This is a genomic window from Shewanella sp. SR43-8 (assembly GCF_014163775.1).
Taxonomy (GTDB): domain Bacteria; phylum Pseudomonadota; class Gammaproteobacteria; order Enterobacterales; family Shewanellaceae; genus Shewanella; species Shewanella vesiculosa.
Window position 1 is genome coordinate 68,491 of record NZ_JACJDX010000002.1, and the last position, 26,223, is coordinate 94,713.

25 protein-coding genes are annotated in these 26,223 nt (G+C 41.3%); 13 read left to right on the top strand and 12 right to left on the bottom strand.

What is annotated here, in order from left to right:
• Positions 1-96 precede the first annotated feature (96 nt).
• The 6 genes from H5114_RS02725 to pspF all read right to left on the bottom strand — a co-directional run bounded on the left by H5114_RS02725 (position 97) and on the right by pspF (position 6,571).
• Positions 97-882 carry an ATP-binding cassette domain-containing protein gene (locus tag H5114_RS02725; RefSeq protein WP_124016413.1) on the bottom strand — a complete coding sequence of 262 codons (786 nt, stop codon included), beginning with the start codon at positions 880-882 and terminating at the stop codon, positions 97-99.
• Positions 863-1,870 (bottom strand): oligopeptide/dipeptide ABC transporter ATP-binding protein, encoded by a 1,008-nt coding sequence (locus tag H5114_RS02730; RefSeq protein WP_182722130.1) that lies wholly within the window; start codon positions 1,868-1,870, stop codon positions 863-865. The genes H5114_RS02725 and H5114_RS02730 overlap by 20 nt, the downstream gene beginning before the upstream one ends.
• Before the next feature lie 3 nt (positions 1,871-1,873).
• On the bottom strand, positions 1,874-2,764 hold the full coding sequence (locus H5114_RS02735; RefSeq protein ID WP_124016415.1) for an ABC transporter permease subunit: 891 nt from the start codon (positions 2,762-2,764) through the stop codon (positions 1,874-1,876).
• On the bottom strand, positions 2,751-3,782 hold the full coding sequence (locus H5114_RS02740) for an ABC transporter permease subunit (RefSeq protein ID WP_124016416.1): 1,032 nt from the start codon (positions 3,780-3,782) through the stop codon (positions 2,751-2,753). The genes H5114_RS02735 and H5114_RS02740 overlap by 14 nt, the downstream gene beginning before the upstream one ends.
• Positions 3,783-5,408, bottom strand: coding sequence for an ABC transporter substrate-binding protein (locus H5114_RS02745; protein WP_182722131.1), 1,626 nt, complete (start codon positions 5,406-5,408; stop codon positions 3,783-3,785). It abuts the gene before it with no gap.
• A gap of 83 nt (positions 5,409-5,491) precedes the next feature.
• Positions 5,492-6,571: a phage shock protein operon transcriptional activator gene (gene pspF, locus H5114_RS02750; protein ID WP_182722132.1), complete on the bottom strand. Its 1,080-nt coding sequence runs from the start codon at positions 6,569-6,571 to the stop codon at positions 5,492-5,494.
• A 192-nt stretch (positions 6,572-6,763) separates the two neighbouring features.
• Between pspF and pspA the strand changes: the two genes are divergently transcribed.
• The 6 genes from pspA (at position 6,764) to H5114_RS02780 (ending at position 11,194) form a co-directional block, all read left to right on the top strand.
• Positions 6,764-7,447: a phage shock protein PspA gene (gene pspA, locus H5114_RS02755; protein WP_124016419.1), complete on the top strand. Its 684-nt coding sequence runs from the start codon at positions 6,764-6,766 to the stop codon at positions 7,445-7,447.
• A 19-nt stretch (positions 7,448-7,466) separates the two neighbouring features.
• Entirely contained in the window at positions 7,467-7,706 is a 240-nt protein-coding gene (gene pspB, locus H5114_RS02760; RefSeq protein WP_124016420.1) for an envelope stress response membrane protein PspB, read from the top strand.
• Positions 7,693-8,088 (top strand): envelope stress response membrane protein PspC, encoded by a 396-nt coding sequence (pspC, locus tag H5114_RS02765; protein ID WP_182722133.1) that lies wholly within the window; start codon positions 7,693-7,695, stop codon positions 8,086-8,088. Before pspB ends, pspC begins: the two co-directional genes overlap by 14 nt.
• A 54-nt stretch (positions 8,089-8,142) precedes the next feature.
• Positions 8,143-9,585, top strand: a complete 1,443-nt coding sequence (locus H5114_RS02770; protein WP_182722134.1) for a YcjX family protein — start codon at positions 8,143-8,145, stop codon at positions 9,583-9,585.
• Positions 9,586-9,621: 36 nt separating this feature from the next.
• Positions 9,622-10,713: a TIGR01620 family protein gene (locus H5114_RS02775; protein WP_182697023.1), complete on the top strand. Its 1,092-nt coding sequence runs from the start codon at positions 9,622-9,624 to the stop codon at positions 10,711-10,713.
• A 145-nt stretch (positions 10,714-10,858) separates the two neighbouring features.
• Positions 10,859-11,194, top strand: a complete 336-nt coding sequence (locus H5114_RS02780) for a ComEA family DNA-binding protein (protein WP_182697022.1) — start codon at positions 10,859-10,861, stop codon at positions 11,192-11,194.
• Between the two features lie 105 nt (positions 11,195-11,299).
• Here H5114_RS02780 and H5114_RS02785 read toward each other — a convergent pair whose 3' ends face one another.
• Complete coding sequence (locus H5114_RS02785; protein WP_124016425.1) at positions 11,300-12,037, bottom strand: YciK family oxidoreductase; 738 nt, start codon at positions 12,035-12,037, stop codon at positions 11,300-11,302.
• 262 nt (positions 12,038-12,299) lie between these two features.
• Between H5114_RS02785 and H5114_RS02790 the strand changes: the two genes are divergently transcribed.
• A complete protein-coding gene (locus H5114_RS02790) occupies positions 12,300-14,777 on the top strand; it encodes a VolA/Pla-1 family phospholipase (protein ID WP_182722135.1) in 2,478 nt (825 codons plus the stop codon).
• Positions 14,778-14,899: 122 nt separating this feature from the next.
• Entirely contained in the window at positions 14,900-15,910 is a 1,011-nt protein-coding gene (gene sohB, locus H5114_RS02795; protein ID WP_165870088.1) for a protease SohB, read from the top strand.
• A 90-nt stretch (positions 15,911-16,000) separates the two neighbouring features.
• Here the strand turns inward: sohB and H5114_RS02800 are convergent, their stop codons facing one another.
• Positions 16,001-17,071, bottom strand: a complete 1,071-nt coding sequence (locus H5114_RS02800; protein WP_182722136.1) for a DUF3083 family protein — start codon at positions 17,069-17,071, stop codon at positions 16,001-16,003.
• Positions 17,072-17,244: 173 nt separating this feature from the next.
• Complete coding sequence (locus tag H5114_RS02805; protein WP_182722137.1) at positions 17,245-17,802, bottom strand: arylesterase; 558 nt, start codon at positions 17,800-17,802, stop codon at positions 17,245-17,247.
• A 61-nt stretch (positions 17,803-17,863) separates the two neighbouring features.
• On the opposite strand from H5114_RS02805, the gene H5114_RS02810 reads away from it, so the two are divergent.
• Positions 17,864-18,610, top strand: coding sequence for an ABC transporter ATP-binding protein (locus H5114_RS02810; RefSeq protein WP_124016430.1), 747 nt, complete (start codon positions 17,864-17,866; stop codon positions 18,608-18,610).
• Entirely contained in the window at positions 18,610-21,093 is a 2,484-nt protein-coding gene (locus H5114_RS02815; RefSeq protein WP_182697018.1) for an ABC transporter permease, read from the top strand. Before H5114_RS02810 ends, H5114_RS02815 begins: the two co-directional genes overlap by 1 nt.
• A gap of 81 nt (positions 21,094-21,174) precedes the next feature.
• On the opposite strand, the gene H5114_RS02820 is transcribed toward H5114_RS02815, so the two are convergent.
• Positions 21,175-21,429 (bottom strand): TIGR03643 family protein, encoded by a 255-nt coding sequence (locus tag H5114_RS02820; RefSeq protein ID WP_124016432.1) that lies wholly within the window; start codon positions 21,427-21,429, stop codon positions 21,175-21,177.
• A 444-nt stretch (positions 21,430-21,873) separates the two neighbouring features.
• On the opposite strand from H5114_RS02820, the gene H5114_RS02825 reads away from it, so the two are divergent.
• The 3 genes from H5114_RS02825 (at position 21,874) to H5114_RS02835 (ending at position 24,839) form a co-directional block, all read left to right on the top strand.
• Positions 21,874-22,737, top strand: coding sequence for a DUF4010 domain-containing protein (locus H5114_RS02825; RefSeq protein WP_182722138.1), 864 nt, complete (start codon positions 21,874-21,876; stop codon positions 22,735-22,737).
• Positions 22,738-22,845: 108 nt separating this feature from the next.
• Positions 22,846-23,535, top strand: a complete 690-nt coding sequence (locus H5114_RS02830) for a pseudouridine synthase (RefSeq protein WP_182722139.1) — start codon at positions 22,846-22,848, stop codon at positions 23,533-23,535.
• A 407-nt stretch (positions 23,536-23,942) separates the two neighbouring features.
• On the top strand, positions 23,943-24,839 hold the full coding sequence (locus H5114_RS02835) for a LysR family transcriptional regulator (protein ID WP_124016435.1): 897 nt from the start codon (positions 23,943-23,945) through the stop codon (positions 24,837-24,839).
• 10 nt (positions 24,840-24,849) lie between these two features.
• On the opposite strand, the gene H5114_RS02840 is transcribed toward H5114_RS02835, so the two are convergent.
• Both H5114_RS02840 and folX read right to left on the bottom strand, forming a co-directional pair.
• Entirely contained in the window at positions 24,850-25,749 is a 900-nt protein-coding gene (locus H5114_RS02840; RefSeq protein ID WP_182722140.1) for a TIGR01777 family oxidoreductase, read from the bottom strand.
• Positions 25,750-25,828: 79 nt separating this feature from the next.
• On the bottom strand, positions 25,829-26,197 hold the full coding sequence (gene folX, locus H5114_RS02845; protein ID WP_124016437.1) for a dihydroneopterin triphosphate 2'-epimerase: 369 nt from the start codon (positions 26,195-26,197) through the stop codon (positions 25,829-25,831).
• Positions 26,198-26,223 lie beyond the last annotated feature (26 nt).

The following is a 26,223-nucleotide window of genomic DNA, read 5'->3' on the forward strand; positions in this document are numbered from 1 at the left end:
TCTTCCTTTAACATTGGCTCTAGGATAAATAGTTCGACGGCCAAATGGCACTAATTTTTACAAAAACGGCCTCTAAACCATAGTGGTTGGAGCAGTTTAGCGTTTTTGCATAAATTGACTTTGTTCTTGAATTAGTCGCTGAGTATATTCATGCTGTGGTGAAGTAAATAAGGCTTCTGTGGTTGTTTTTTCAACCATATGACCATTTTGCAACACCATGATTTTATCGCTCACATGTCGGATAATATTGAGATTATGCGAGACAAAAATATACGATAACCCCATCTCTTTTTGCAGCTTTAATAGCAGATTAATAATTTGAGATCTAACCGATAAATCTAAAGCTGTTAGTGCTTCATCTGCAATAATAATTTTAGGGTTAAGCATTAAGGCCCGCGCAACGGCGACTCGCTGTTTTTGCCCTTCTGAAATCATGTGTGGATAAAACTCTGCGTGTTCTGGTAATAAGCCCACTTTTCTTAAGGTTTCAATCACCAAGGTTTTACGCTCTTGTGAGTTTAGCTGAGTATTAAACCGTAAGGGTTCTTTAAGCAAGTTGCCAATCGATAAACGTGGGTTTAGCGAGGTCGTTGGGTCCTGGAAAATCATCCGGATCAAACGACAGCGTTGTTTTAAATTACGTGAACCTAAGGCTTCACCTTCAAAAAATATTTCGCCGCCACTGCGTTGTTCTGCGCCCACGAGAATTCTGGCTAGGGTACTTTTACCTGAACCAACAGTCCCTACAATCGCTAAGGTTTCACCACGACCCAGTTCAAATGAAACTGGAGATAATGCCTGATAGTATTGAGGTTTAAAATGCTTGTAACCAGTTAAGTATTGTTTACTTAAGTCGGTAACTTTAAGCAATGGCGTCGTCATCTTCTTGCTCACTTTGATAAGGGAAATGGCAGGCGAAATAGCGGTCTTTTATATGTTCAAGATTAGGCTGTTTTACACATTTTCTCTGCGCTTCTGGACAGCGAGGACCAAGTCGACAACCGGCTGGTAAATGTTGTAAAGACGGTGACGAGCCTTGTAATGTGGGCAAGGTTGCCTTGTGACGCATTTTTTCAGTGTGGTCAGGCAGGTTTTTTAATAATGCCCGAGTATAAGGGTGATAGGGCATTGCGACCATTTCGCTCACAGGTCCAGATTCCATCACCTGACCACTGTACAAAATCGTTAAGTTATCACACCAATGCACCATGGTTTCAAGTTCATGACTTACTAATAAAATCGACACATTTTGCAGTTGGTTGAGTTGCGATAACAATCTAAAAATTTGCGCTTGGGTATTGACCTCCATGGAGTTGGTCGGCTCATCGGCAATCAATAATTTAGGATGATTCGCTACCGCCATCGCAATCATCACTTTTTGACATTCACCTTCGGACAATTCCCATGGATAACATTTCATCAGCATTCTGGGCTTCTTTATGCCAGCTTTGTGAAGCCATTTCTGGGCATTTAAATAGGTATCATGTCCACGGCGCCAAAAAGGAATGTTTTTGTTGGGCACCATAGCTTCGATTAATTGACTACCTATGGTTTTAACTGGGTCCAAACTGCCTGACGGATCTTGGAAAATCATTGCCATTTCGCTACCCATTAGGTTACGTCTTTGTTTGGCGCTCATTTCCAATAGATTTTTTCCATCCCACATCATACGATCGGCAATAATATGCCAATTAGGACCGAGCACGCCTAATATTGCTTTGGCTAATAAACTGCGTCCCGAGCCTGATTCACCTACCAGCCCATGGATCTCTCCGGGATTGATGGTCAAACTGACTTTTTCAAGCACTTTTACTGTGCCCTCAGGGGTATCTAATTCAATGGTGAGATTACGAATATCAAGTAAAGGCATAGGTTAATTTCTTATCGGTGCAAGCGCAGAACGTAAACCATCGCCAACTAAGTTGACCGATAATACGGTAAACAAGATTGCGACACCCGGTATAGTAACCGTCCATGGGGCGAGTAACAAATTATCCAGCCCTTGTGCGACCATAGCCCCCCATTCTGGACTCGGTGCTTGAGCTCCAAGGTTTAAAAAACCCAATGCTGCGATATCTAATATTGCTGCTGATATGGCCATTGTGACCTGAATAATTACTACATCCCACACATTTGGCATAATGACATACCAAAAAATTTGCAATGAATTTGCACCATCTAATTTGGCGGCAGTAACATATTCTTTTTGTAGTTCTTCATGCACAGCGAGATGGATCGCGCGTACAAACTGCGGAACCATGGCAATTCCAACGCCCCAAAACACGTTATTAAGCCCAGGTCCCATTACGGCAACCACTAAAATAGCCATGAGCAACGAAGGGATAGACAGCAATGCATCAAATAAATGACTTAAAATACTCGATTTAATTCCGCGCATCATTCCTGAAAGCGAACCGATAATAAAGCCAATAAATAGCGATGCGGCAACAATAATTAATGACATGCCAAAGGTTAATTGTACGCCGTGTAAAATACGACTAAAAATATCACGTCCTAGATCGTCGGTGCCGAGAAAGTGTTCTACAGATCCGGCAGGATCCCAAGATGGCGGCAACAGCAGTACTTGCTGGTCCTGCATTTCGGGTGAATATGGTGCAAGCAGTGGCGCGAAAATGGTGAGTATTAATAAAAAAATCACTGCCCACAAACCTATCACGGCAAAAGGATTTGCCGAAAATGTTTGCCACATCCGCCACATAGGAGAGGCTATATGGTCTTCTTGGTATATCTTAATTCGAGGCATACAATTCCTTTCTGCTCATTGGATTGATTGCTGTATGCAGTAAATCAATTAAAATGCTTAAGAAAATAATTAATAATGAGACAGATAAAATACCCGCTTGAATCACAGTATAGTCGCGTTGATAAATGCCCGATACTAGCCAACTGCCGACTCCTGGCCATGAAAATATCACTTCAACTACAATGCCATAACTGGCAAATGAGCCTAACATTAAGCCAATACTTTTTATTACCGGAATTAAGGCATTGGGTAATACATGACGAAACAGAATTTTAGCCGTGTGTAAGCCTCGTGCTTCAGCGGCGCGAATATAGGTTTGATTCATCACATTTAAAATGGCTTGTCGAGTGATCCTCACGACCAAGGTAAAAGGCAATACTGCTAAGGTTACTGCCGGTAATATTAAGTGCAGCAATGCATCATGAAATGCAGGTATCCGATATGTCGACTCGGATAATAAGGTGTCTATCAACATAAACCCTGTGACGGGTTCTATTTCGTACAGTAAATTAATCTGTCCTGAAATAGGCAACCAGCCAAGATTGACCCCAAACCACATGGATAAGCTTAAGCCAAGCCAGAACACTGGGATAGAATAGCCGGTTAAAGTAACAGCTAAAATACTATTCTGCAGTGCTTTATTAGTGCTTAACGCGGCGAGTATGCCGATAGGAACACCAAAGAACACCGCAATAAAACCAGAAAATAACGATAATTCAAAAGAGGCTGGCAATACCGCTTCTAACTCTTCTAATACTTCTTGCTGTGAGTTACTAGAAATACCAAAGTTACCTGATAAGCGTTGGCGCAAGTAAGCGGTAAATTGCAGTAGTTGGTTATCTTGTAATTGGTAATCCTGTTCAATTTGCTGTTGTTGTTCAATCGTTGGATATTGGATGCCCGAAAGTGAATACGCTTTACTTACAGGAAACTGCCCCGATGCCATAAATAATACGGCTATCATTATCAATGATGTAGCCATAAACAGGGTTATGCGACTAAAAAGGTATCGCCACATTTATTCGCTTCCCTCTATTATTTGGGTTGTTTTAGCAAAAGATATACCGCCATAAGGCCTAATTTGCATGGTAGTGATATTGTTCTTTTTTAACACCACTTTTTTAGCATGAGCGAGCGTGACCATTGGAACTTGATCGCTAATAATGGCTTCCGCTGATTGATAAAACGCTTTACGTTCAGGTTGGGTCGACACGCTCTGAGCTTGAGTTAATAGATGTTCGAAGTCTTTTTGGCACCAGCGAGAGCGATTATTGTTTGATGCTAACGCCGCACAGCTCAGTAGCGGAGTGAAAAAATTATCAGGGTCACTATTATCGGCATTCCAACCAATGAGAACCGAATCATAATTGGAACTGGCTAGCTTCTGTGTGAACACACTCCAATCATAGCTAATGATATTCAGCTTTACCCCAACTCGGGCTAAATCTGCTTGGATGAGCTCAGCTGTCTTCAGTGCACTCGGGTTATAAATTCGCGCTACAGGCATGGCCCACACATTAATCGATAGATTAGACACGCCTGCTTGTTTAAGTAATTCTTTGGCTTTTTCAGGATTATATTCATTGGGCGATAAATTTTTACTGTAAGCCCAAGATGCTGGTGGTAACACCCCAGTCGCTTCTACTGCGGTATCATTGTACACAACGTCTAGAATGTTCTTTTTATCAATAGCATGTGCAAGGGCTCGTCTTACTCGCACATCATCCAACGGAGGTTTTTGAGTATTGAAGGCCCAAAATGCGACGTTTAGTCCAGGTTTGGCATCAACAATAATATCTTTATGTTGATCAAGCACGGCTAACTCGCCGGCTTTGGGTAGTGCTGACACACTGCAATCACCGGTAATTAATTTGGCAATACGTGCGGTGCTTCTGGGAGTGATATCAAACACTAATTGATCGATCTCAACCGTGGGGCCCCAATAAACAGGATTCTTTTTATAACGAATATATTCGTTTTTCACATATTGGCTTAGCTGAAAAGGACCCGTGCCGACCGCATAATAATCAATATCTTCAGGGGTGCCCTGGACTAAAAGCTGATAGCCATATTCAGCCGATAACACAACGGCAAAATCAGTAGCGAGATTAGATAAAAAAGATGCATCTTTACGCACTAAATGAAAGATAACTTGGTAGTCATTTACTTTTTCAATATTGTCGATTAACTCTGCAAATCCAATGCTTTGAAAAAATGGATAACCAGTTCTACTGACTAAATGGTAGGGGTGGAGCGGATCGATAATACGGTTAAATGAAAACAATACATCATCTGCATTAAAGTCTCTGCTGGGACTAAAATGGCGTGTTTTATGAAAACTCACATGTTCACGCAAGGTAAATTGATAACTTAAGCCATCGTCAGACACCTGCCATGATGTCGCCAAACCGGGTGTGATAACGGCTTTTTCTTGGCTGTAGTTAACTAAACGGCTGTAAATTTGGTGAGAAGTGGCATCAATAGTGGTTCCTGATGTCACAAGCTGAGGATTAAAGCTTTCTGGATTACCTTCGCTGCAATATACCAAGCCAGAAGGCAATTGAGCCTGTCCGCACGCAGTCAACATGATGCTGGCGAGGCATAAAGACATCAGCTGATACCAGCGTTTTACAATAACAGGCATAGTGTGATCATATTTTTTCGATTTTGAAGGTACATTTTAACAGTGTTCATTGCATTGGGGCAATGCGCATGTCCCACCTAGAATCAGCTCTTGTCGAGTAAGTTGTACTTTTTCAAAATTCCGCGCAGTTGATGATAGCTTAAACCTAGTAAATCTGCGGTTTTTTTCTGATTATACTGGCCTTCAGCTAACGCGCGTTGTAATAATTCTATTTCGCTTTTTTCAGTATATTCTTTAAAATCTATTGGAAATTCGATGCTATTGAGCAACACTGATGCATCTGTTTCAGTACTTGGCGCTTGGTGTTCTGTGATGATGTCTGCAACATGTTCAACTGGCGCCGATTGACGCTCGCGGGTTTTGATTCGATTAACCGGACGATAGGGCGATGCAAACGGGTCTAATATAATATGATCAATTTCTTGGCCATCAGCCCCTTCACGATACACACTTCGCTCAACAACGTTTTTCAATTCGCGGATATTTCCAGGCCAGCGGTGCATCATTAATTGTTCTATCGCGAGTGGACTAAATCCACCAAAATACTCTAGTGATAGTTGTCTTGCCATACTAATCGCAAAATGTTCTGCCAACGGCATAATGTCTTCGGTTCTATGCCTTAATGGGGGCAAGGTAATCACATCAAAGGCTAAACGATCGAGTAAATCTGCTCTAAACTCACCATTGTCAGCCAAGGTGGGTAAATCTTCATTGGCGGCACAAATAAGCCGAACATCAGATTGAACCGTTTTACTGCCACCGACGCGTTCAAATTCACCATATTCGATAACACGTAATAATTTTTCTTGGATTAATCCAGATGTGTTGGCTAACTCATCTAAAAACAGTGTGCCACCGTCAGCGCGCTCAAAACGGCCTTCATGTCGTCCTTTTGCACCAGTAAATGCACCAGACTCATGGCCAAACAGCTCACTTTCTAGTAAATTTTCACTCAGTGAAGAACAGTTCAATTTGATAAAGTTTTGATCCCAACGAGGCGATAAATAGTGTAATCGTTCAGCAATCAATTCTTTGCCAGTACCGCGCTCACCAATGATGAGTATAGGCTTTGATAATGGCGCAACTTTAGACACATGTTCTAATACTTCAAGCAAAGCATTAGATTGGCCGATGAGATTATCTTGCTGGAATTGTTTGCTCACAGTTAGCTTACTCGCAAAATTGTTGGTGAATTCGACTAATAATTAGTGAAAATCATGATAAATGGCTTAAGTGATAAATGAAAGAAAAAGTTAATTTTTTGTTTAAATGCTTGATATTATTGTATTTGGAAATGTTGGCACGTAATGTGTAATACCTATTGCGACATCCATGTTAACTTTGAGGAACACATTATGGGAATTTTCTCTCGCTTCGCCGATATCGTTAATTCAAATATTAGCGCAATACTTGATAAAGCAGAAGATCCAGAAAAAATGGTCCGTCTTATCATTCAAGAAATGGAAGACACACTTGTTGAAGTTCGTTCAACCTCTGCAAAAGTATTAGCTGAGAAAAAAGAATTACTTCGCCGAATTGCTCGCGTTCAAGAGCAGGTCCAAGATTGGCAAAATAAAGCTGAGTTAGCACTATCCAAAGATCGTGAAGACTTGGCAAAAGCAGCCTTAGGTGAGAAACAAAAAACGGTTGGTTTATTAACCAGTCTTGAAAACGAGCTACAAGTTGTTGAAGAACATGTTGCCCGTTTAAAAGACGAAATAGCCCAACTTCAAGAAAAACTGAACGATGCTCGAGCTCGTCAAAAAACCATCATTATGCGTAAGCAAACTGCTACTTCACGTCTTGAAGTAAAGAAGCAGCTTGATTCAAGCAAAATTGATGATGCCATGATGAAGTTTGAACAATACGAGCGTCGAGTTGAAGGACTTGAAGCACAAGTAGAATCATATGATTTAGGTAAAAAGAACGTCCTTGCTGACGAGTTTGCAGCATTAGAGGCAGAAGATTCTGTCAATGATGAATTAGCAGCATTGAAAGCAAAAATGAGTGCAAAAGCACAACCTAAATCGAAAGCGTAAATTTATTCAGAGGTGAGTTATGGATATGGATCTTCTTATTGCACCAATTATCATCTTTATGGTGGTTGTGGCACCTATCTGGTTGGTTCTTCATTATCGCAGTAAGCGACAAGTGAGCCAGGGGCTCACCGAGGAAGAATTCAATCAGCTTAATGGTCTAATCGCTAAAGCAGAAAAAATGAGCGGTCGCATCGAAACATTAGAAGCGATTTTAGATACTGAATCACCAGAATGGAGAGCAAAACATGAGCTCAGCTAATGGTCGTACCCTATACCGCAACCCAAAAAGTGGTAAAGTGGCTGGGGTGTGTTCAGGTCTTGCTGATTACTTTAACTTTGAGACATGGCTAGTAAGAGTGATTGCTGTGTCGATATTGTTACTGGGTGGGACAGGGGTCGTGTTGGTTATTTATATCGCATTATGGATGATATTAGATATTAAACCACAAGACCTAGAACACAAGGAACAGTACAAAGATATTGAAATTAAAAAGAAAGTTTGGCAAGCAGGTGAGCCTGCAAAGCAAGCATTGTTTGATGTTAATCGTCAATTTTATGGATTAGAAGTCCGATTAAGACGACTCGAGGAACATGTCACATCAGACAATTTCGATCTTAAACGCCAAATCAATAGTCTTTAATTCTTCTAATGGGCGGTTATCCGCCCTTGTTCTTTAGGGGGGCCATCAGCCATCATGAGATTTTTAGACCGTTCTTTGTTTCGTGTCACTCAAACCGCGCAATCTTTGGTTCATCGCAGTACAGATCGTCATGTCAGATTAGCCGTTACTGGGTTATCAGGAGCAGGCAAAACAGCTTTTATCAGTGGTTTAGTCAATCAGTTATTGCATGCCGGTAAAAGTGCTAAGCACAATCCGCTACCCTTGTGGCAAGTCGCACGTGAAGGTCGGTTAATTGCCGTTAATCGGGCTATGCAACCTGATTTAGACATTGCCAGTTTTGATTATCAAGGCGCAATGAATGCATTAAGCTCATCACCTCCTTATTGGCCAGCTTCGACCAAAAATATTACTGAATTACGTTTAGCGATAAAGTACCAGCCACAACAAGGTTTGTTAGCCAAATTGACCGATACAGCAACCTTGTATGTTGATATTGTTGATTATCCCGGTGAGTGGTTACTAGATTTACCTATGCTTAAACAAGATTTCAGCCAATGGTGCTTAGCACAACAAATTAATGTGTCATGTTTACGCCACTCACCTTTATTCAGTGCATTTAATCAGGCTGTAGAACAGTTAGACTTAAGTCAATTAGCTGACGAGCAGCAACTTAAACACATTGCCGATTTGTATCAAATCTTATTGGTTGATTTGGTACGACAACAGGGCTTTTATCACGCGCAGCCTGGGCGCATGTTATTACCAGGAGAGTATGAAAATACTCCATTATTGACATTCTTTCCCTTGCTTAGTTTAAGTCCTATTGAGCACACAGAATTATCAGCAAGCTCAAGTGACTCAAACTACCACGTTCTTAAACGCCGTTATGATCAGTACGTATCACAAGTGGTTAAGCCTTTTTACCGCGACTACTTTTCTCGATTTGATCGTCAACTAGTATTGGTTGACTGTTTAAACGCACTTAATCATGGTCAGGCACAATTTAATGACATGGGGCGTGCGTTAAACAGCATTATGGAAAGTTTTCAGTTTGGCCAATCGGGCTTAATTAAACGTTTATTTTCACCACGGATAGATAAAGTGTTATTTGCTGCCAGCCAAGTAGACCGAGTGACCCGTGATCAGCAAAGTCATGTGCTTAGTTTGTTAACCGCCATGCTGCAACAAAGTCAGCATTATGCCAACTTTGAAGGCAGTGAAGTTGAAACCATGGCGATAAGTGCCATTAAAGCCACTCAGCACGGGATGGTTAATATAGCGGGGGGTCAACAAGAAGTGGTAAAAGGCACTGGGCTTGATGGTAAGCAAGTCACTGTATACCCAGGAGATGTACCTACATCATTACCCGATGCTCAGTTTTGGCAACAACAAGGCTTTAGCTTTAGTGCTTTTCTACCGCCCAACTTGAGCCATATGCATGATAATAATCCGCAATTCGAACACATTCGTCTCGACCACCTGTTGGAGTTTCTATTAGGCGATAAATTATCTTAATAGTTTTTATTTTGAGAATAAATGTGAGCATTAGTTATGAATGAACCTACACGCAATTCGCCGATAAAGAAATCGCAATTATTTACCGAGTCAGACCTTATTGTGGCAGATGAAACTCATTCTGCTGAACAAACTATTAAGCCAACTAAATCGTTTGAAGAAGTTGATTTTATTTGTGAGCAATCACTAACAGAATTACCAGCATCAATGGAAGAAAGCATTCAACCTCCAAAATCAAAGCGTTGGTCGCTACTGGCCAAACTGTCAGTATTTGCTTTGGTGCTATTGGTGGTAGTGCAAACCGTGATGGGCTTAATTGATTCTTTGCAGCAAAGTCCATGGCTATTTGGTTTTTATGCCACAGTGCTGGCTATTGTGAGTTTGTGGGCATGTGTGATTACCCTCAAAGAATGGCGCAAATTAGTTAATCTTAAAAAGGTCAGCGATCATCAAGCTAAAGCTGAACGATTGTCACTAAGTATGCAAATGGGCGAGGCCAAATCATTTTTGGCACCAATATTGGCAAAATATCCTAATAACCAGGCTAAACAACAATATTTACAAGCCTGTAGCCATGAACATAATGATGCTGAGATTGTATTATTATTTGAAGATATTGTGTTGTCCGAACGTGATTTACTGGCCAAAAAACGTGTTAACCGCTTTGCTGCTGAATCGGCATTACTATTAGCCGCAAGTCCATTAGCTGCTTTGGATATGGCTATTATTTTGTGGCGAAATCAAAAAATGATTAATGAAGTTGCTGCAATTTATGCGGTGGAATTGGGGTACTGGAGCCGTATAAAACTGATCCGTAGCATTGTGACTAATATTATTTATGCTGGCAGTACCGAGGTGATTACCGATTTAGGAACCCAATTATTATCAGTAGAAATGACTGGTAAGTTATCTGCCCGAATTGCACAAGGGCTTGGTGGTGGTTTACTTACCGCACGGCTAGGTTATCAAGCGATGACCTTGTGTCGTCCCATTGCCTTTAATAAACACAATAAGCCTAAATTATCACATGTACATCAGCATTTACTGGGCGAATTAAAGCAGTTTACGTCGTCAATGATGTCTAAAAGTAAATCGAAACAAACTCAAAAAGTCGACAAGAGTGAATAAAAAATATGTATTTTTTTTGAACAATTCGATTTTATTGACTACATTTAGCCTCCGATCCGCAAACGGTAAAGCGTTGCGGATCTTTCGAGCTTGGTAATGGAGAAGGACAACATACCAGCAAATCAAGGAAAGAAAGGAGAATCGAATGAAATCATTGACTTTAACAGCAGTGTTTTTAGGGGCCTGCTGCTTGCTCAGTAGCCATACCTATGCAGCAGAAACGGCTAAGACGATGGCCGAACCCACAAAAAAAGTGACCAAAACGGTTGAGACAACATCAACCAAAATGCAAAAGATCAATATTAATAAAGCCAGCGCAGAAGAATTACAAGCGCTCAAAGGTATTGGGCAAGCCAAAGCACAAGCGATTGTGGATTATCGAACCAAAAACGGTAAATTCACCGATGTGCAACAGCTCACTTTGGTTACAGGTATTGGTGATAAGTTAGTTAGCCAGAATGCCGAGAATATGAGCTTCTAGGCTAGATGCTCATTCACACTAAAAACGGAAGCAATGGCTTCCGTTTTTTTATGCAAAGCTAAAGTCATCTCAGTAAAAACTAAAATCTAGCCTTATGTCAGCTGATTATTGAGCGTTGAATGCTTGGCCATTTGTACCAATAGATTCATTACCCATCAAAAATAAATAAGTAGGCATGATTTCTTGTGCTGTTTTCAATGTCTGTGGATCTTCACCAGGATAAGCTTTTGCGCGCATTTCAGTGCGAGTCGCACCTGGGTTAATACTATTGGCTCTTACGGAAGTGTTATCACATTCATCGGCTAAAACTTGCATCATGCCTTCGGTAGCAAATTTAGAAAAAGCATAAGGTCCCCAATAAGCACGACCTTTACGACCCACACTGCTTGAGGTAAAGATAATTGAGGCATGTTCACTTTTGCGCATAATCGGCAATAACGATTTGGTCATGATGGCTTGAGCGGTGACATTCACTTTTAAAATGGTTTCAAGAGAGGTTAAATCAATATGCTCAAATGGCCCTAATGCCCCCAATTGTGACGCATTATGCAATAAGCCATCTAAACAACCAAACTGTTCAGCAATGGTGTCTGCCATATCAATATAATTCTGTTCAGTCGCACCTTTCATATCTAAGGGCACAATAGCTGGTTTTGGATATCCAGCATTCACTATTTCATCGTATACATTTTCAAGTTTTTTGACCGTTTTACCCAGTAAGATAACGGTTGCGCCGTGTTTCGCGAACTCGATTGATGCTGCACGGCCAATACCGTCTCCAGCACCAGTAACCAAGATTGTTTTGTTATTCAGTAAATCTTTTGTCGCTTGATATTCCAACATGATTAATTATTTCCTCTACGCGCAATCGCCCGTCAAATCTAGTACCGGATAAAAAATAAACGACCGTTTGAAACAAATGATTGATAATTGTGTATGAATAGGTCATTTGCATGTAACAAACTTGTAGCTAACTCAATAATTTTACGTTAACTTGAGAATAGTTGAGGACTAACATAAGTCCTTATTTGGTCGCATGATAGGACTATTGTGACCAATTCTTGGGGAAAACAAAATTATTAAAACAAGATTTGGGGAAAAAAAGATGAAAAGACTCATTTTGGGTGTTGCAATTGCATCTGCTCTTGGCTTAACGGCATGTGGTGGTGATACTTTTAACGAAGCAAAAGATAATGTTGAACCTTTGGTGCCTTTATCACACGTTCAATTCGATCCTGCTAATGGCAAGCTACCTTTACCGAACGATTTATTGTTTAGTGGCACCACGGATGGCACGTTGACAATTCCGGGTGAAACCGGTGTCGATTATACCAATCCTCAAACTGCACTGGGTGCATTAGATGGATGGTCAACTAGCTCACCAATATCAATAACAATGGAGTTAGCAAAAGACCTTCAAGGTAATGCATTAACGATTGATGCTGACTCAGTATTCCAGCCAGGCGCGGTGCGCGTTTTTGAAGCCACAGTGGGCGGTTCATTATCTACCGATCCTGAGTGTACTTCACAGGCCTCAGTTTCAGCTTGTAAAGTGGGTGAAGAATTAACATTTGGTGTTGATTTTGTGACTAAAGCCTCAGGTAACAACGTTGTTATCGTGCCACTTAAGCCGCTTAAGCCGATCCAATCTTATTTATATGTTGCAACTGATTTAATCCACGACTCATTGGGTCGAAGTATTGCTGCATCGACGACGTATAACTTATTAAAATTAGATATTGAAACTAAGCCGCTAGAAACTGCAGCGCAGTTACAATTACAAGGTTTAGTTAATAGCTACGAAAAAGGGGCTGCAGCAGCCCATGGTGTTGATCCAGACAATATTATTTACTCTGGCTTATTTACCACTCAGTCAGTTGCTAACGTATATGAAACCACTAAGTTATTAATGGCATCTAATCCTGCCTATACACCTTCATTTGTCCAAGCGCCAACACCAGCAGGTTACACGGTTGCTCAGGCTGTTGGTTTAACGGAAGCGAGTGGTTTAGCTTACACGCTAGCCAATATTGCCGACGTGTATACGGCAAAAATTAAAGTGCCATTCTATGGTGACTGTTCTTCTGCCAGCTGTGTGATTCCTGTTGTTGATGGTAAGCCAACTGCACCAAACGGTCGCTGGTTTGCTCAAGGTGATAGTCCAGTTTCAGTATTGTTGTCACTTCAGGCGGGAACATTAAGCCAAGCTAATTTCTTCGCTCAAGCGTCTGAGCAAGGTGTTGACCCACAAGCTGCGTTAGCTAATCCTGCATTACTTGCTGGTAAGCAATGGATGCTTGACGACGGCACATCAGCTGATAAAACTAAGCACCTAACTCGTCTTAATCCAATCCCTGCTATCAAAGGTTATGAAACGATTCCAGTGCAAATTACCATACCCAACGCGGCTAAATTAGCAGCGTTTCAAGGTGATGCGTTTGTTGCACCAACCAATGGCTGGCCTGTGACAATTGCTATGCATGGTTTAGGCGGTGGTAAAGAAATGGCGCTAGCTTATGCAGGAACTTATGCAGCTGCTGGTGTAGCGACTATTTCAATCGATATGCCTTTGCATGGTGCTCGCTCGTTTGATTTAGATAAAGATGGTATCTATGAGATTTCAGCAACAGCACCTGCGTTTGGTAATGTTATTGGTACTCCTGATGCTTTCGAAAATGGTAACCCGCTAGTGTTTGTTAACATTGCCAGTACATTAACGGTGCGTGATAACTTCCGTCAGGCAACCTTAGACCATTTAGCATTACGCTTATTATTGACCGGAATGGCGCAGCAATTAGCGGCGACAAATCAACCACAAGTGTTTGATGTGTCTAAAATCAGTGCGCAAGGCTTAAGCTTAGGTGGCATTGTAGGAACAACATTTGCTACTTATGCCAGCACAGGTTTAGTTAACCCAATGACCGGCGATACTTTACCTAACGCTTATGCGATTAACGCAGCATCGTTAGTGGCTCCTGCGGGTGGTTTGGCTGGTGCATTTGCCGGCTCAGCTGCTTTTGGGCCACAATTATTTGATAATGTCACAGCTTCAAGCACGTTCGCTGCTTTATTAGCTACGGCAAATACTGCCGGTTACGAAGAAGGCACTCCTGAATATGCTGCGTTAGTACAAGCGGTGTACGCTGGATTTCTTCCATCGTTTGCATTAGCGGTACAAACTGCGATGGACTCTGCAGATCCGGTAAACCATGGTGCAATGTTAGCGGCAACAGGTTTACCTGTTCACTTAATTGAAGTTGCTGGCGATGCGACAAACTTACCAGACCAGACATTGCCTAACAGTGTTGAGGGCTTCCCATTATCTGGTACTGAGCCTTTAATTAGTGCAATTGGTTTAGGTTGTGTTGATTCAACTATGCCAGGCTCAGGTGCGGTTCGTTTCTCTAAAGGTCATCACAGTTCTATTGTGAGCCCTGGTGAAGTGGAAGGTGTCACTGACGGTATGGCTGCTGCAGCAACAGCTGAGATGCAATCTCAAGTAGCTGGATTTGCTAAGTCGGCAGGTGCTGGACAAGCAACGATAGTCGTGTCAAATAGCGATGTTATTAAGAGTTGTAACTAATACTTACTAATTAGTGTTCGTTTTTAATTAAAACCCAGCAATTTGCTGGGTTTTTTATTCTCTATTTATTGGTGATTACTGTTAAAATGTCGCCAGAATGTTTTCCTTGTATGGAGCGAGATTTGGAATTTTTATATGAATACGGCTTATTTTTAGCGAAAGCTGTGACAATAGTGCTAGCGATAGCTGCCGTGGTGATCTTGGTGCTCGCTAGCAGCATGAAGCATAAAGCTGATAAAGGTGAATTACGCCTGACCGATATTTCAGACGAGCTAATTCAACTTAAACATGAGTTGAAAGAAGAATTACTGACTAAAAAGCAATTTAAGGCCTACGAAAAGCAAGTAAAAGCAGAAGAGAAAGCCGCTGAGAAACAAGATTTAACCAAAGGGAAAGTATTTGTAATTGATTTTAAAGGCAGTATTGATGCCAGTGAGGTTGCCTCATTACGTGAAGAAGTGACGGCTATTCTAACGATTGCCGATAAAGATGATCAAGTGCTGGTTAATGTTGAAAGTGGTGGCGGTATGGTTCATGGCTATGGCCTAGCATCAAGTCAGTTAGACCGTTTACGCCAAGCCAATATCCCCTTGTCGATTTGTATTGATAAAGTGGCAGCAAGCGGTGGCTATATGATGGCGTGTGTGGCTAACAAAGTCTATGCCGCACCATTTGCTATTGTTGGATCGATAGGGGTTGTAGCGCAGGTGCCTAACTTCAATCGTTTACTTAAAAAGCATGATATTGACTATGAGCAACACACTGCCGGTGATTTTAAGCGAACGTTAACGGTATTTGGCGAAAATACTGATGAAGGTCGTGCTAAATTCCAACAAGAGTTAGAAGAGACACACGTGCTATTTAAGGCGTTCGTTGGTCGTTATCGTCCAAGTATGGACATCGCTAAAGTTGCCACTGGCGAGCATTGGTATGGTCAACAAGCGATCGATTTAGGCTTGATTGATGAAGTGTCTACCAGTGATGATGTGATTCTGAACTTTGTAAAAACTCATCAAGTCATCAAAATTAGATATCAAATGAAGAAAAAGCTGGCTGATAAAATTGCCCATGGTGCCTCGTTATCAGTTAATGCTGTCATGAATAAACTGATTGAGCGCAATCAATCGGTTTAATCTGATTATGGTAAGTAAAACGTTTTATCATAAAAAACGACAGCCTTTGCTGTCGTTTTTTATATTAAGCATCAAACTGAATGATTCAGATTATTGTGCTTTATAACTAATATGCTGGTGGAAGCGTAAGATGACATCAACGTGTTCTTTGTCGATATCAAATTCTTGCGTAAATATTCGTAACGCATCTTCAACTTGGTTCATAAAGCGACCATAGCCTTCATCTGTTTCATCACTCTTGCCAGCGACAATAACAAAACGAAATACATCGACTAGTTTATTTCTGTCCCAGTGACCGATAGGTGCTGGTGATTGGACATTTGGGTCAAAACCAATCATTTGGAATTCATCAGTGCTAGTAAGTTGCTCATATTTACTATTACGTACCAATGGCAACTTACCATTAGCAACCATAGCGACACGGCTTAATTGTTTACTTTGCGTAGCTTGGACAAACTTGTCATAAACATTTTGATAAATACTGCCAAAGTCGACATTATCATTAGCCAGTAATTGTTTTTTAATCCTGCGATCAACTGGAATATTGATGGTGACGTAGTTTAGAGTACTGACGTTTTCAGGCAGTTCACAGTGACGACGTTGGTAGCGACTATCAACCGCTCGTAATTTATACCCATAAGTTTCTTTTAAGCCTTTGGCTTTGGCAAAAAAGTCATAAGAAATGTGTTGATGGTCACGAATTTTAATCGGCACATTCTTAACGGGCAATAATGGCGCAAGTTCAGAAATAAAATGCTGAACTTTACTGTGGAAACTCGCTGAATTACTGCGTAGATCATCACCTGTGGCTAGGAACACAATACGTAATTTGCGTGCTCGAAACCCAGGGGTGCTGTGGATTCGGTTAGCTTCATGGTGGGCTGGATTATAAAAGAAACGTAATTGTTCGTTTGAACTTAAGCAGTAAGCTTCGCTATGGAAACGAACCATAGGCAGTTTGTCTGTGGTGACAACGTGGACGTTATATAATTCTTGTTTTTCGGCGAGTTGATAGACAAGTTTACTAAACTCATCATAACAAGTTTCTAAGTCAGCATACGTATTGAGGTATTCATCGGTTAATGGGAAACCAATGGTAATGTATTGATTTTTACGTGTTGCTGTTGGCAAGTATACTTTTTTTTGACGACTGACGGACATATTATTTCCTTATTGCCTTTGTTGTTGTCTAAAGTTTATCGTTATTTATTGATTGTGATTTAATCTGCTTGCTGTGTCCATTTTAAACACAGATGCTTAAATTAAAATGACTTTTGATCACTATATTAATTTTTTTTTAACATATTAAGCAAAACTCATTTAATTTTAAGTGTTTACTCGGATAATACTTGGGTGATCCAAGGTAACATCCATTGCGTAATAGTAGGTTGCGCCTGCTCACTTGGATGAATGCCATCACGCTGCATTAGAGATTTGTCTGGCGCAATATCTTGCATGAAAAAGGGTATTAGCTTAATGCTATATTCATCGGCCAATTGGTGGTAAATCTGAGTAAAAGATTTGGCGTACCTAGGGCCGTAGTTAGGTGGTACCATTATCTCGGTTAATAAAACATTGGCGCCATGTTGCTGTGATAAGGTAATGATTTGTGTAAGATTTGATTTCAGTTTGCTAGGCGGAAAACCCCGCAATCCATCGTTGCCGCCTAGCTCAATAACAACTAAGTCAGGTTGGCTTGAGGTCAGTAAACCCGGGAGTCTTCGTAATCCTCCCGCCGTGGTCTCACCACTAACAGAGCCATTTATAATTTGATGCTGTGGCAGTTCGTTGCGGAGTAATTGCACCCATCCTTGCTCTTCTGACATGCCATAGCCTGCACTTAAGCTATCACCCAATATCAAAATCGTGGCAGCATAGGTTGGTACACTCATTACTATCAGTAAAAACACACTACTAAGCACGCGTTTAAGTGACGAATAGAAGAAGGATTGTATGTCTAATAATATCGATCGAAATATCAGTGCCATTACTGTAACTAACCTCAATAAAACTGTCGTGACCCAAGAGGGAGAGTTGACTATCCTCAACGGCATTAATATAGAAGTCAAGCAAGGAGACAGTATCGCCATTTTGGGACCATCAGGTTCAGGCAAGTCGACACTGCTAGGTTTGCTTGCTGCATTAGATACTCCTAGCTCTGGTGAAATCGTGTTAGATGGTGTAGCACTATCTGGGTTAAATGAAGAACAAAAAGCCGCATTGCGTAAGAAAAAAGTCAGTTTTATCTTTCAGTCATTTATGTTGGTTGACACGTTAACGGCTTTAGAAAATGTCATGTTACCAGCAGAGCTTTCTGGTGTTAAAGATGCCAAACAAAAAGCTCAATCCATGCTCGAGCGTGTTGGTTTATCTCATCGATTAAATCACTTACCTAAACAATTATCCGGTGGCGAGCAGCAACGTGTTGCCATTGCTAGAGCCTTTATTTGCGAGCCTAAAGTATTGTTTGCAGATGAACCCACAGGCAACTTGGACAGTGTAAACGGTGACAAAATTGCCGATATGCTGTTTGCTTTAAACCAAGAAAGTGACACCACGCTGGTCTTGGTGACTCATGATTTACATCTTGCGAAGCGCTGTGGCCGGCAGTTAGTGATGGAAAATGGTCACTTATCAGAACCCAATGTAGTCAATCTCTCGAGTCAACAACACTCTGAGTTTACTGCGGAGGTTAATTAATGGAATGGCAAATTGCGTGGCGCTTGTTTAAACGTGAACTCGCTCAAGGGCAATTAATTCTTATTGTATTGGCGATTACCTTAGCAGTGTTATCAGTAACTGGGCTTGCGCGAGTCAGTGAGCGTTTACAAGTTGCTATTAACGGTGAAGCGGCCAACTTTATTGCTGCCGACCGTATTATTGACTCGCCAGTTGAGCTTGACCCACAAGTGCTGACCATAGCGGATAAGCTTGGTCTCGCCCATGTCACCAATATGCAATTTAATTCGATGGTATATTCCGGAGATAAATTTCAGTTAGTGACGGTCAAAGCTGTAGGTGATGGTTACCCATTAAAAGGCGATATCGAACTCAGTAGTGGTGTCACTCAGGAGTTGCCAAAGACAGGTCAAGCATGGTTTGAGAGTCGTCTAGGTGGTTTACTTGGTTTCCCGCAAAGCATTGAGTTAGGCAATAGTGAGCTATCACTAACCGAAGAGATTAAGCGTTTACCTGATGCTGGTTTTAATCCATTTGCATCTTCACCAGTGTTACTGATCCGCCTAGATGACGTGGCGGCGACAGGTATTATTCAGCCTGGCAGTAGGGTGACTTATTTATACCAATTTACCGGAAATGCTGATCAATTAACCGTATTTGAGCAGCAAGCTAAACCTTTACTCAATAACAGCCAAAGATGGGTAGACGTGCAGTCGGGAGATTCTCCGATAGCTTCGGCGGTGCAACGTGCAGAGCGATTCCTGCTGCTTGCCAGTTTACTCGGTATAGCCCTTGCGTGTGCGGCGATTGGTATTGCGGCGCAGCGTTATTGCCAACGCCATTATGATGTTGTTGCCATGCTCAAAACCTTTGGCGCCTCGGGTAAGCAAATTCGAGTATTATTCGGACTGCATCTGTCTTTGGTGACATTACTGGGTATTGCACTGGGTCTGCTGGGCGGAGTATTACTTGATCTTGGTATAACGGCATTTCTGCCTAAAGAAATCGCCGCTTATTCACCACCATACTTACGCCCTGTATTACTAGGCGTTAGCACGGGTTTGATTAGTGCATTTATGTTTTCGGCTTATCCATTAATGCGCTTGTTAGCTATTCCGCCCTTAAGAGTATTGCAGCGTCAATTAGAAGGTTTGCAACTGGGGATGTGGTTACATCTGCTATTAAGTTTGGCTGCCATGGCTTTGTTAGGCTATTTATATTCAAGAAGTTTAGCCTTGACCATGACAGTGGTGCTTGCAGTACTGCTATTAGGTTTGTTATTAAGCGTGCTTGGATTTGTGATGATCCGTTTTGGTCATGGTATTGGCATGAAAACCACCAATCCTTTCCAATTAGCTTTGGCTGGTCTTCGTCGCCGTGCGCGCCAAAATGCGGTGCAATTAGTCGGTTTTAGCAGTGCGTTAGTATTACTGTTAACGATTTTGGCTTTGCGCCAAGATTTACTCAATGAATGGCAAAAGCAGTTACCTGAAAATGCCCCTAACTACTTTTTAGTCAATATCGCGCCTGAAGATGCTAAACCATTGAATGACTTTTTGACGCTTAATCATATTAATGCGACTGACATTTATCCTGTGGTTCGTGGGCGTTTGACGCACATTAATGATGAAGAGTTGATTTCAGGTAAGCAGTCTGAGGACGGTGTTGAAGGGCGAGTAGGTATTTCTCGTGAACTAAACTTAACGTATCGAGAGACCTTACCACCTAATAATAAGCTCCTTGAAGGTGAGTTTAATCAGGCTAGCAATGATGTGTCGGTTGAATCTGGTGTTGCTGATCGCTTAGGTATAGTGTTGGGCGATAAGCTAACCTATAGCATAGATAATCAAGCCTTCTCGGTTAAGGTTTCCAGCATAAGGCAGGTTCAATGGGAAACTCTACAGCCTAATTTTTTCATGATTTTTACCCCAGAAGCATTGGCGCCATTTGCTTATACCTCGATGGCGAGCTTTCATCTTAATGATGCGCAATTAGCCGCGGACGGCAGCCTACTGAGCGCGAATCAAGTGGTGCTGCAATTGATCCAACAATTCCCGACGGTATCGATTATTGATGTTGGCGCTATGGTTGAACAGTTACGACAAATTATCGATCAAGTGTCATTATCCTTGTCATTAGTGTTGGTTCTAGTGTTACTGGCCAGTGCTCTAGTACTGATAGCCCAGACTGAAGCTGGTATGGCGACTCGGCAGCGAGAATTGGCGGTATTACGAACGTTTGGTGCATCGGGTTGGTTATTAAGAGCGGCTACTGGATTTGAATTTGCTTTACTTGGGGCCATCGCAGGTTTATTGGCAGTCATTGTTGCTGAGTTTGCTTTGTACATGCTTAAAACCCAAGTGTTTGAGTTGGTCGTTTATATGCATTGGCCTTGGTGGGGGATAACGCCAATTGCTGGAGCAATCATTGTGGCGATTCTTGGGGTATGGCGTTGTCGTCAGTTACTTAATAAGTCGTGCAGTGACATGTTAAAAGAGGGCTAAAGTACTTATAAATCTTAAGGGAGATGCATTGTCATCTCCCTTTTTTATGCTGCTTTTTACCTTAGTTAATCATTGATGAGATTACTTTTGAGGCATTTTATATTGCGTTGAGCAATAGGCTCTATCAATTCCTTCTGGGCGCAGTTTAAGATGTTTGGTTTTACGGCCACTAACACGGGCTCTCCACGACTTAAAGCTATTGGGTTTGAGTGATGAGCGCATGAGTTTAATCACATTTGATTCGGTTAAGCCATAAAGGTGCTCAATGGCTTCAAATGGCGTGCGGTCTTCCCATGCCATTTCAATGATCCTTGAAGTGTCTTGTGGTGATAGCATTGAGTATCATAATGTTATTGGATTTGCACTTCAGTACGTTAGTTAACTGAGTTTAGATTAGTGTTTGTATGATTTGTGCTAAGGATTAATCAATTTGTTAAAGTATGGACCTAAGTTGACTAACCCTAATGGTTAACTCGAGTATAAGTGAGTGATGTTTATGTAGCGTGAGTATATGATGCCTCTTGACCGACTGGAGTGTAAAAGTTTTTATCAACTCAATCTCAAGTCATTGATACTATAAATTAAGATAAGGTTTTATCAATACGAGTACGGGGGGCGGCGATTTAAGTTGGCTTACAGTATAATTCAGTTATATTAAATAATGTTCCGTGTCGATTTCTTGGAGTACAGTGGTTAATTTGGTGATTAAACAGTGTAAGTTCTGAATCATGTATGATTTAGTCCACCTTGATAAATCGTTGTTGGGGGAAAATATTGTCGATGGAACATAAGACACCACTCTCATATCATTTTAAAGACAAACATATATGGTTTGACATGACCATGCTGGTGGCTTTGTTCGTGGTGGCAGCCTACGTTCCTCTTTTAAAAATTGTTCCTTTAGTTGCCTGTCTTGAGTTATTCAGCTTTCTTAGTTTTCACTTGCTAGCAAAACGTCGCCGATTTCAGTTACAGGGTTTTCTGGGGGGATTTATTTCCAGCACGGCAGTTTTTATACAAATACTAAATGATAAAAAATTTGCATCAACAAGTGAGCGTGACTTGTTACTGACATTGCTGTTTGCCTTATGCTCTATGTTACTGGAATGCCTATTTATTATCTTTTTTTTGGCCGACCAATTATCCTTTATTTTTTACATCCCCTTTGTCACACAGTTAATGTTTTTTATTACGGTGATTACATATGTGCAGATCCCATCCAATTTGCTTTTTTTAAGCAACCAATCAAGGCAATCTACAGTTGATATTGAGCTATTAATTGATCATCCAATAAGCTGGAAAAATGTCGCTAAGCTATCTATTTTTATCCTCGCACTTGTTTATGGCATGAATTTTATCGGCAGTGAACTTGGTCTATCTCGAGGGATCAGTACTTTGCTAGTATCATTTTTTGAAGCTCATGCCATTCTAGTCTCTGTGATGACCGAATGGTCGATGAATCCGCAGGGTATTGATTTAATAACATTATTGTTGTTAATTTTACTTGGAAACAGCATCAGTAAATCGTACCTGGTATTTAAAGGAAGCAATTTTTCTCACAAATGGTTTTTTATTGCAATGATGTTGGTGGGGTTTGCGTTAAGTGTCGGTGTTACATATCTTTGCTCTTTATTGCTTGAGTAATCTGTTGGCTATTTCCCCTAATACCAATAGTAATAGCAATTTATGTCTGTGGCATAATATCCGCTTGAGTAGCCAATAGAAAATGATTATCCCAAGTTAAGGTTATTTATGCGTCTTGATCGATTTGTTTGTAAAAGTACTGAGTTATTAAAGTGTGACGCTATCCAACATATCCATAATGGTGAGGTGTGCGTAAATGGTGTGGCTGTTAGGAATGAAGCTGTTCAGGTTCATGAAAATAATCAAATTACCTTAAAGGGTCAAAACCTTACTGCTCGAGCGTTTCGTTATCTGTTAATCAACAAACCCGCCAATATGCTTTGTTCAAATGTCGATGGTGTCTATCCGTCGATTTTTTCATTATTGGATGTTGAACGGTTATCTGAACTCCATATTGCCGGGCGCTTAGATGCAGATACTACTGGGTTAGTTCTAATTACCGATGATGGTCGTTGGACTTTTGCGATTACCTCTCCTTCAGGCGAGTGTCATAAAGTCTACCGGGTTAAGTTAGCCAAACCGCTGGTTGATGATGCCGCAGAACGTTTTTTACAAGGCATTGCTCTTGATGGTGAGCAAGGGCTTACATTACCGGCGGTATTGCAAATCATCACAGCTAAAGAAGTCTTGCTGACATTAACTGAAGGCAAATTTCATCAAGTTAAGCGCATGTTTGCCGCAATTGGTAATAAAGTACTCTCACTTCATCGTGAAAGCATTGGTGCTGTCAACGCCGATGTGGAAGTCGGGCAGTGGCGGTATTTAACCGATGCAGAAGTTAAATCATTTAATGCTTAATTAGAAAATGTAAGTGTGTGTGATAACCATGAGCAGATCGTTCGTTACCGCAGTTTAATAATCTGCAAACGGCTCGTTATTGATTAAGTCTGTAATACGGGACTGCGCCAAAATAGCAAACAATAGCCAGTTTGATTGACATAAGCCAAATGTGGTTCTGCTGGTTTCCATATTCCTTGTTAGGCTAAGTTGCAGTAATTCTTCCCCGTTTGTGGAAATCAGTTAGCATTGCAGATATCGCTGCGCTGATTTTTAATTTATCAAAAAATAGTATAACGATAAATTTATATTATTTACTGTGTGATCGTCAGCCTAAAAATGGCTATGCTAGTGTCTTGCTTGATCGCCATTAATGAGAGTGTACATAGATGGCTGCGATCTAGTATCTGATGCAATAGAGGCTTAGTATGTTAAATCAACAATGGTTAACGACATTTATTAAACTGGTTGAAATAGGGCATTTTACTCACACAGCAGAACAGCTTTTTATGACGCAACCGGGTGTCAGTCAGCATATTAAAAAGCTTGAACAGCAGGTCGGTGTTGATTTACTCATTCGAATAGGTAAAAGCTTTGAACTGACGGAAGCGGGGATTATTTTACATCAACGGGCGTTAGTTTGGCAGCAACAACAACAGCAAGTATTATCGCAATTAGCGGTTGATGATGAGCATATTGGTGAGTGTCGTATTGCCTGCTCAGGTTCAATGGCCTTGCTGCTATATCCTCACCTTATTGACTATCAGTTGCCATATAATCAGCTACAAATCTATCTGGAAGCGGCGCCCAATAAACGTATTATTGATAGTGTTATGGCCAATACTATTGATGTGGGCATTATTACCCAGTCGATTAATATGGATGAGCTGGTGGTAACCCCATTAGCCGCACAATCATTGTGCTTAGTGTTGCCTCAGTCATACCCTCATCACTCTGTTACATTTGAACAACTCATGGCGCTTGGCATGGTGAGTCATCCTGATGCTATGCATTATTGGTCGCAAATAGCCTGTCAGTACTTCAGTGAAAAACAGGTTCTAGCATTGCAGGTGCCTATCCGCAGTTATGTTAACCAATTAAATCAAATTCTGGTACCTGTGGCTAAAGGACTGGCATTTGCTGTACTACCACAATTTGCGGTCGACCATTTTACTCAAGCACAAGATATCCGTATTGCATCGTTTGCCAATGAGCATGGCGATAATGTGGTGGTAGCAGAGCCATTATTCATTATTTATAAACAGCATCGACCACTTGCTCGACGCTATGGGCCAATTATCGATAAAATTAAACAGCTAGTTTAGGGACGGGGCCCTAGTTTGCTGAATTGACCACCTGTTGTAATGCGCTGTTGATGTCAGTGTATTGAAACGCAAATCCTGCCGCCAAAGCTCGTTTAGGTAGTACAAATTGGCCTGTAGTGAGCAACTCTGACATTTCACCCATGGCTAGTCTTAGCGCTAATGGTGGCGTAGTTATTTTGGCAGGACGGCTTAGTGCGCTACCTAGCGCTTTAGCAAATACGGCATTACTCACAGGTTGAGGTGCCGTTGCGTTATAAATGCCTTGTGAGTTCGAATTATTGAGTAAGTAGCTAAATAGTTTGATTAAATCATCAATGTGGATCCAGCTCATACCTTGTTCGCCATTGCCTATTGGGCCGCCTAAACCGAGCTTAAAGGGCGGTAACATTTTCGCCAATGCGCCGCCATTTTTACCGAGCACAATCCCAATGCGGGTGATGCACACTCGGGTCTGTTGCGATTGAGCTTGAAGCGCAAGGTTTTCCCACTCTTGACAAATATCATGACTAAATTCAGCATGAAATCCGCTGGTTTCATCCACAGGGGTATCACCCTGTCTGCCATAATACCCTACAGCTGAAGCGCTAATAAAAGTATGCGGTGGGGTGGTGCTTTTGCGGATAAGCTGAGTTAACGCCGTGGTGATATCCCAACGACTGTCACAGATCAGTTTCTTTTGCTTATTACTCCAACGTTTGTTGACTATCGGTTCGCCAGCAAGATTAATCACAGCATCTATATCGTTAAGGTCTGATTTGTCTGCCAGCGTTTGCCAGTACTGATGATGGCTGCCAAGAATGTTTTTGCTGTTATTAATATTTCTCGTCAATATTACTAGCTGGTGGTCACTCAGTGATTTGACTAACTGTTTGCCAACAAACCCTGTTGCGCCAGTGATTAATATTTTCATCTAAACTCCCCTTTACTCTATATTGCAATATACGATGGTAAACTTAAAATGTGATCACATTGTGGGCATACCATGGTGGTTACTGGGGCTTTTGATAGCATAACTCCATCGACACTGAGTCTGCAAAACGCAGTGCATGGGGTTTATCGATTTCGACGCTGGCAAATTCAACCCAGTCATGTTCACTGGCAATGGCTAGGGTTTGGTTGGTTAAGTTTTCCAGTAATGAAAAGCGATTATTTTCAATTAAAGCAATAATTTTTTTGGTGATAGTGCGATAATTCAATGCATCTTCGACACTGTGACTATTTCGGGCTTTATCGGCACAATAATGAATTACTACGTTAATGATGACATCTTGTTGGTTATTGATTTCGTCATCTTTAATGCCGATATAAGTACGTAAACGTAAGTTTTTAATGCGTATAATAGCGGTTTCTGGTTTCATATAATGTCAGTGGATCCCTGAAAGTG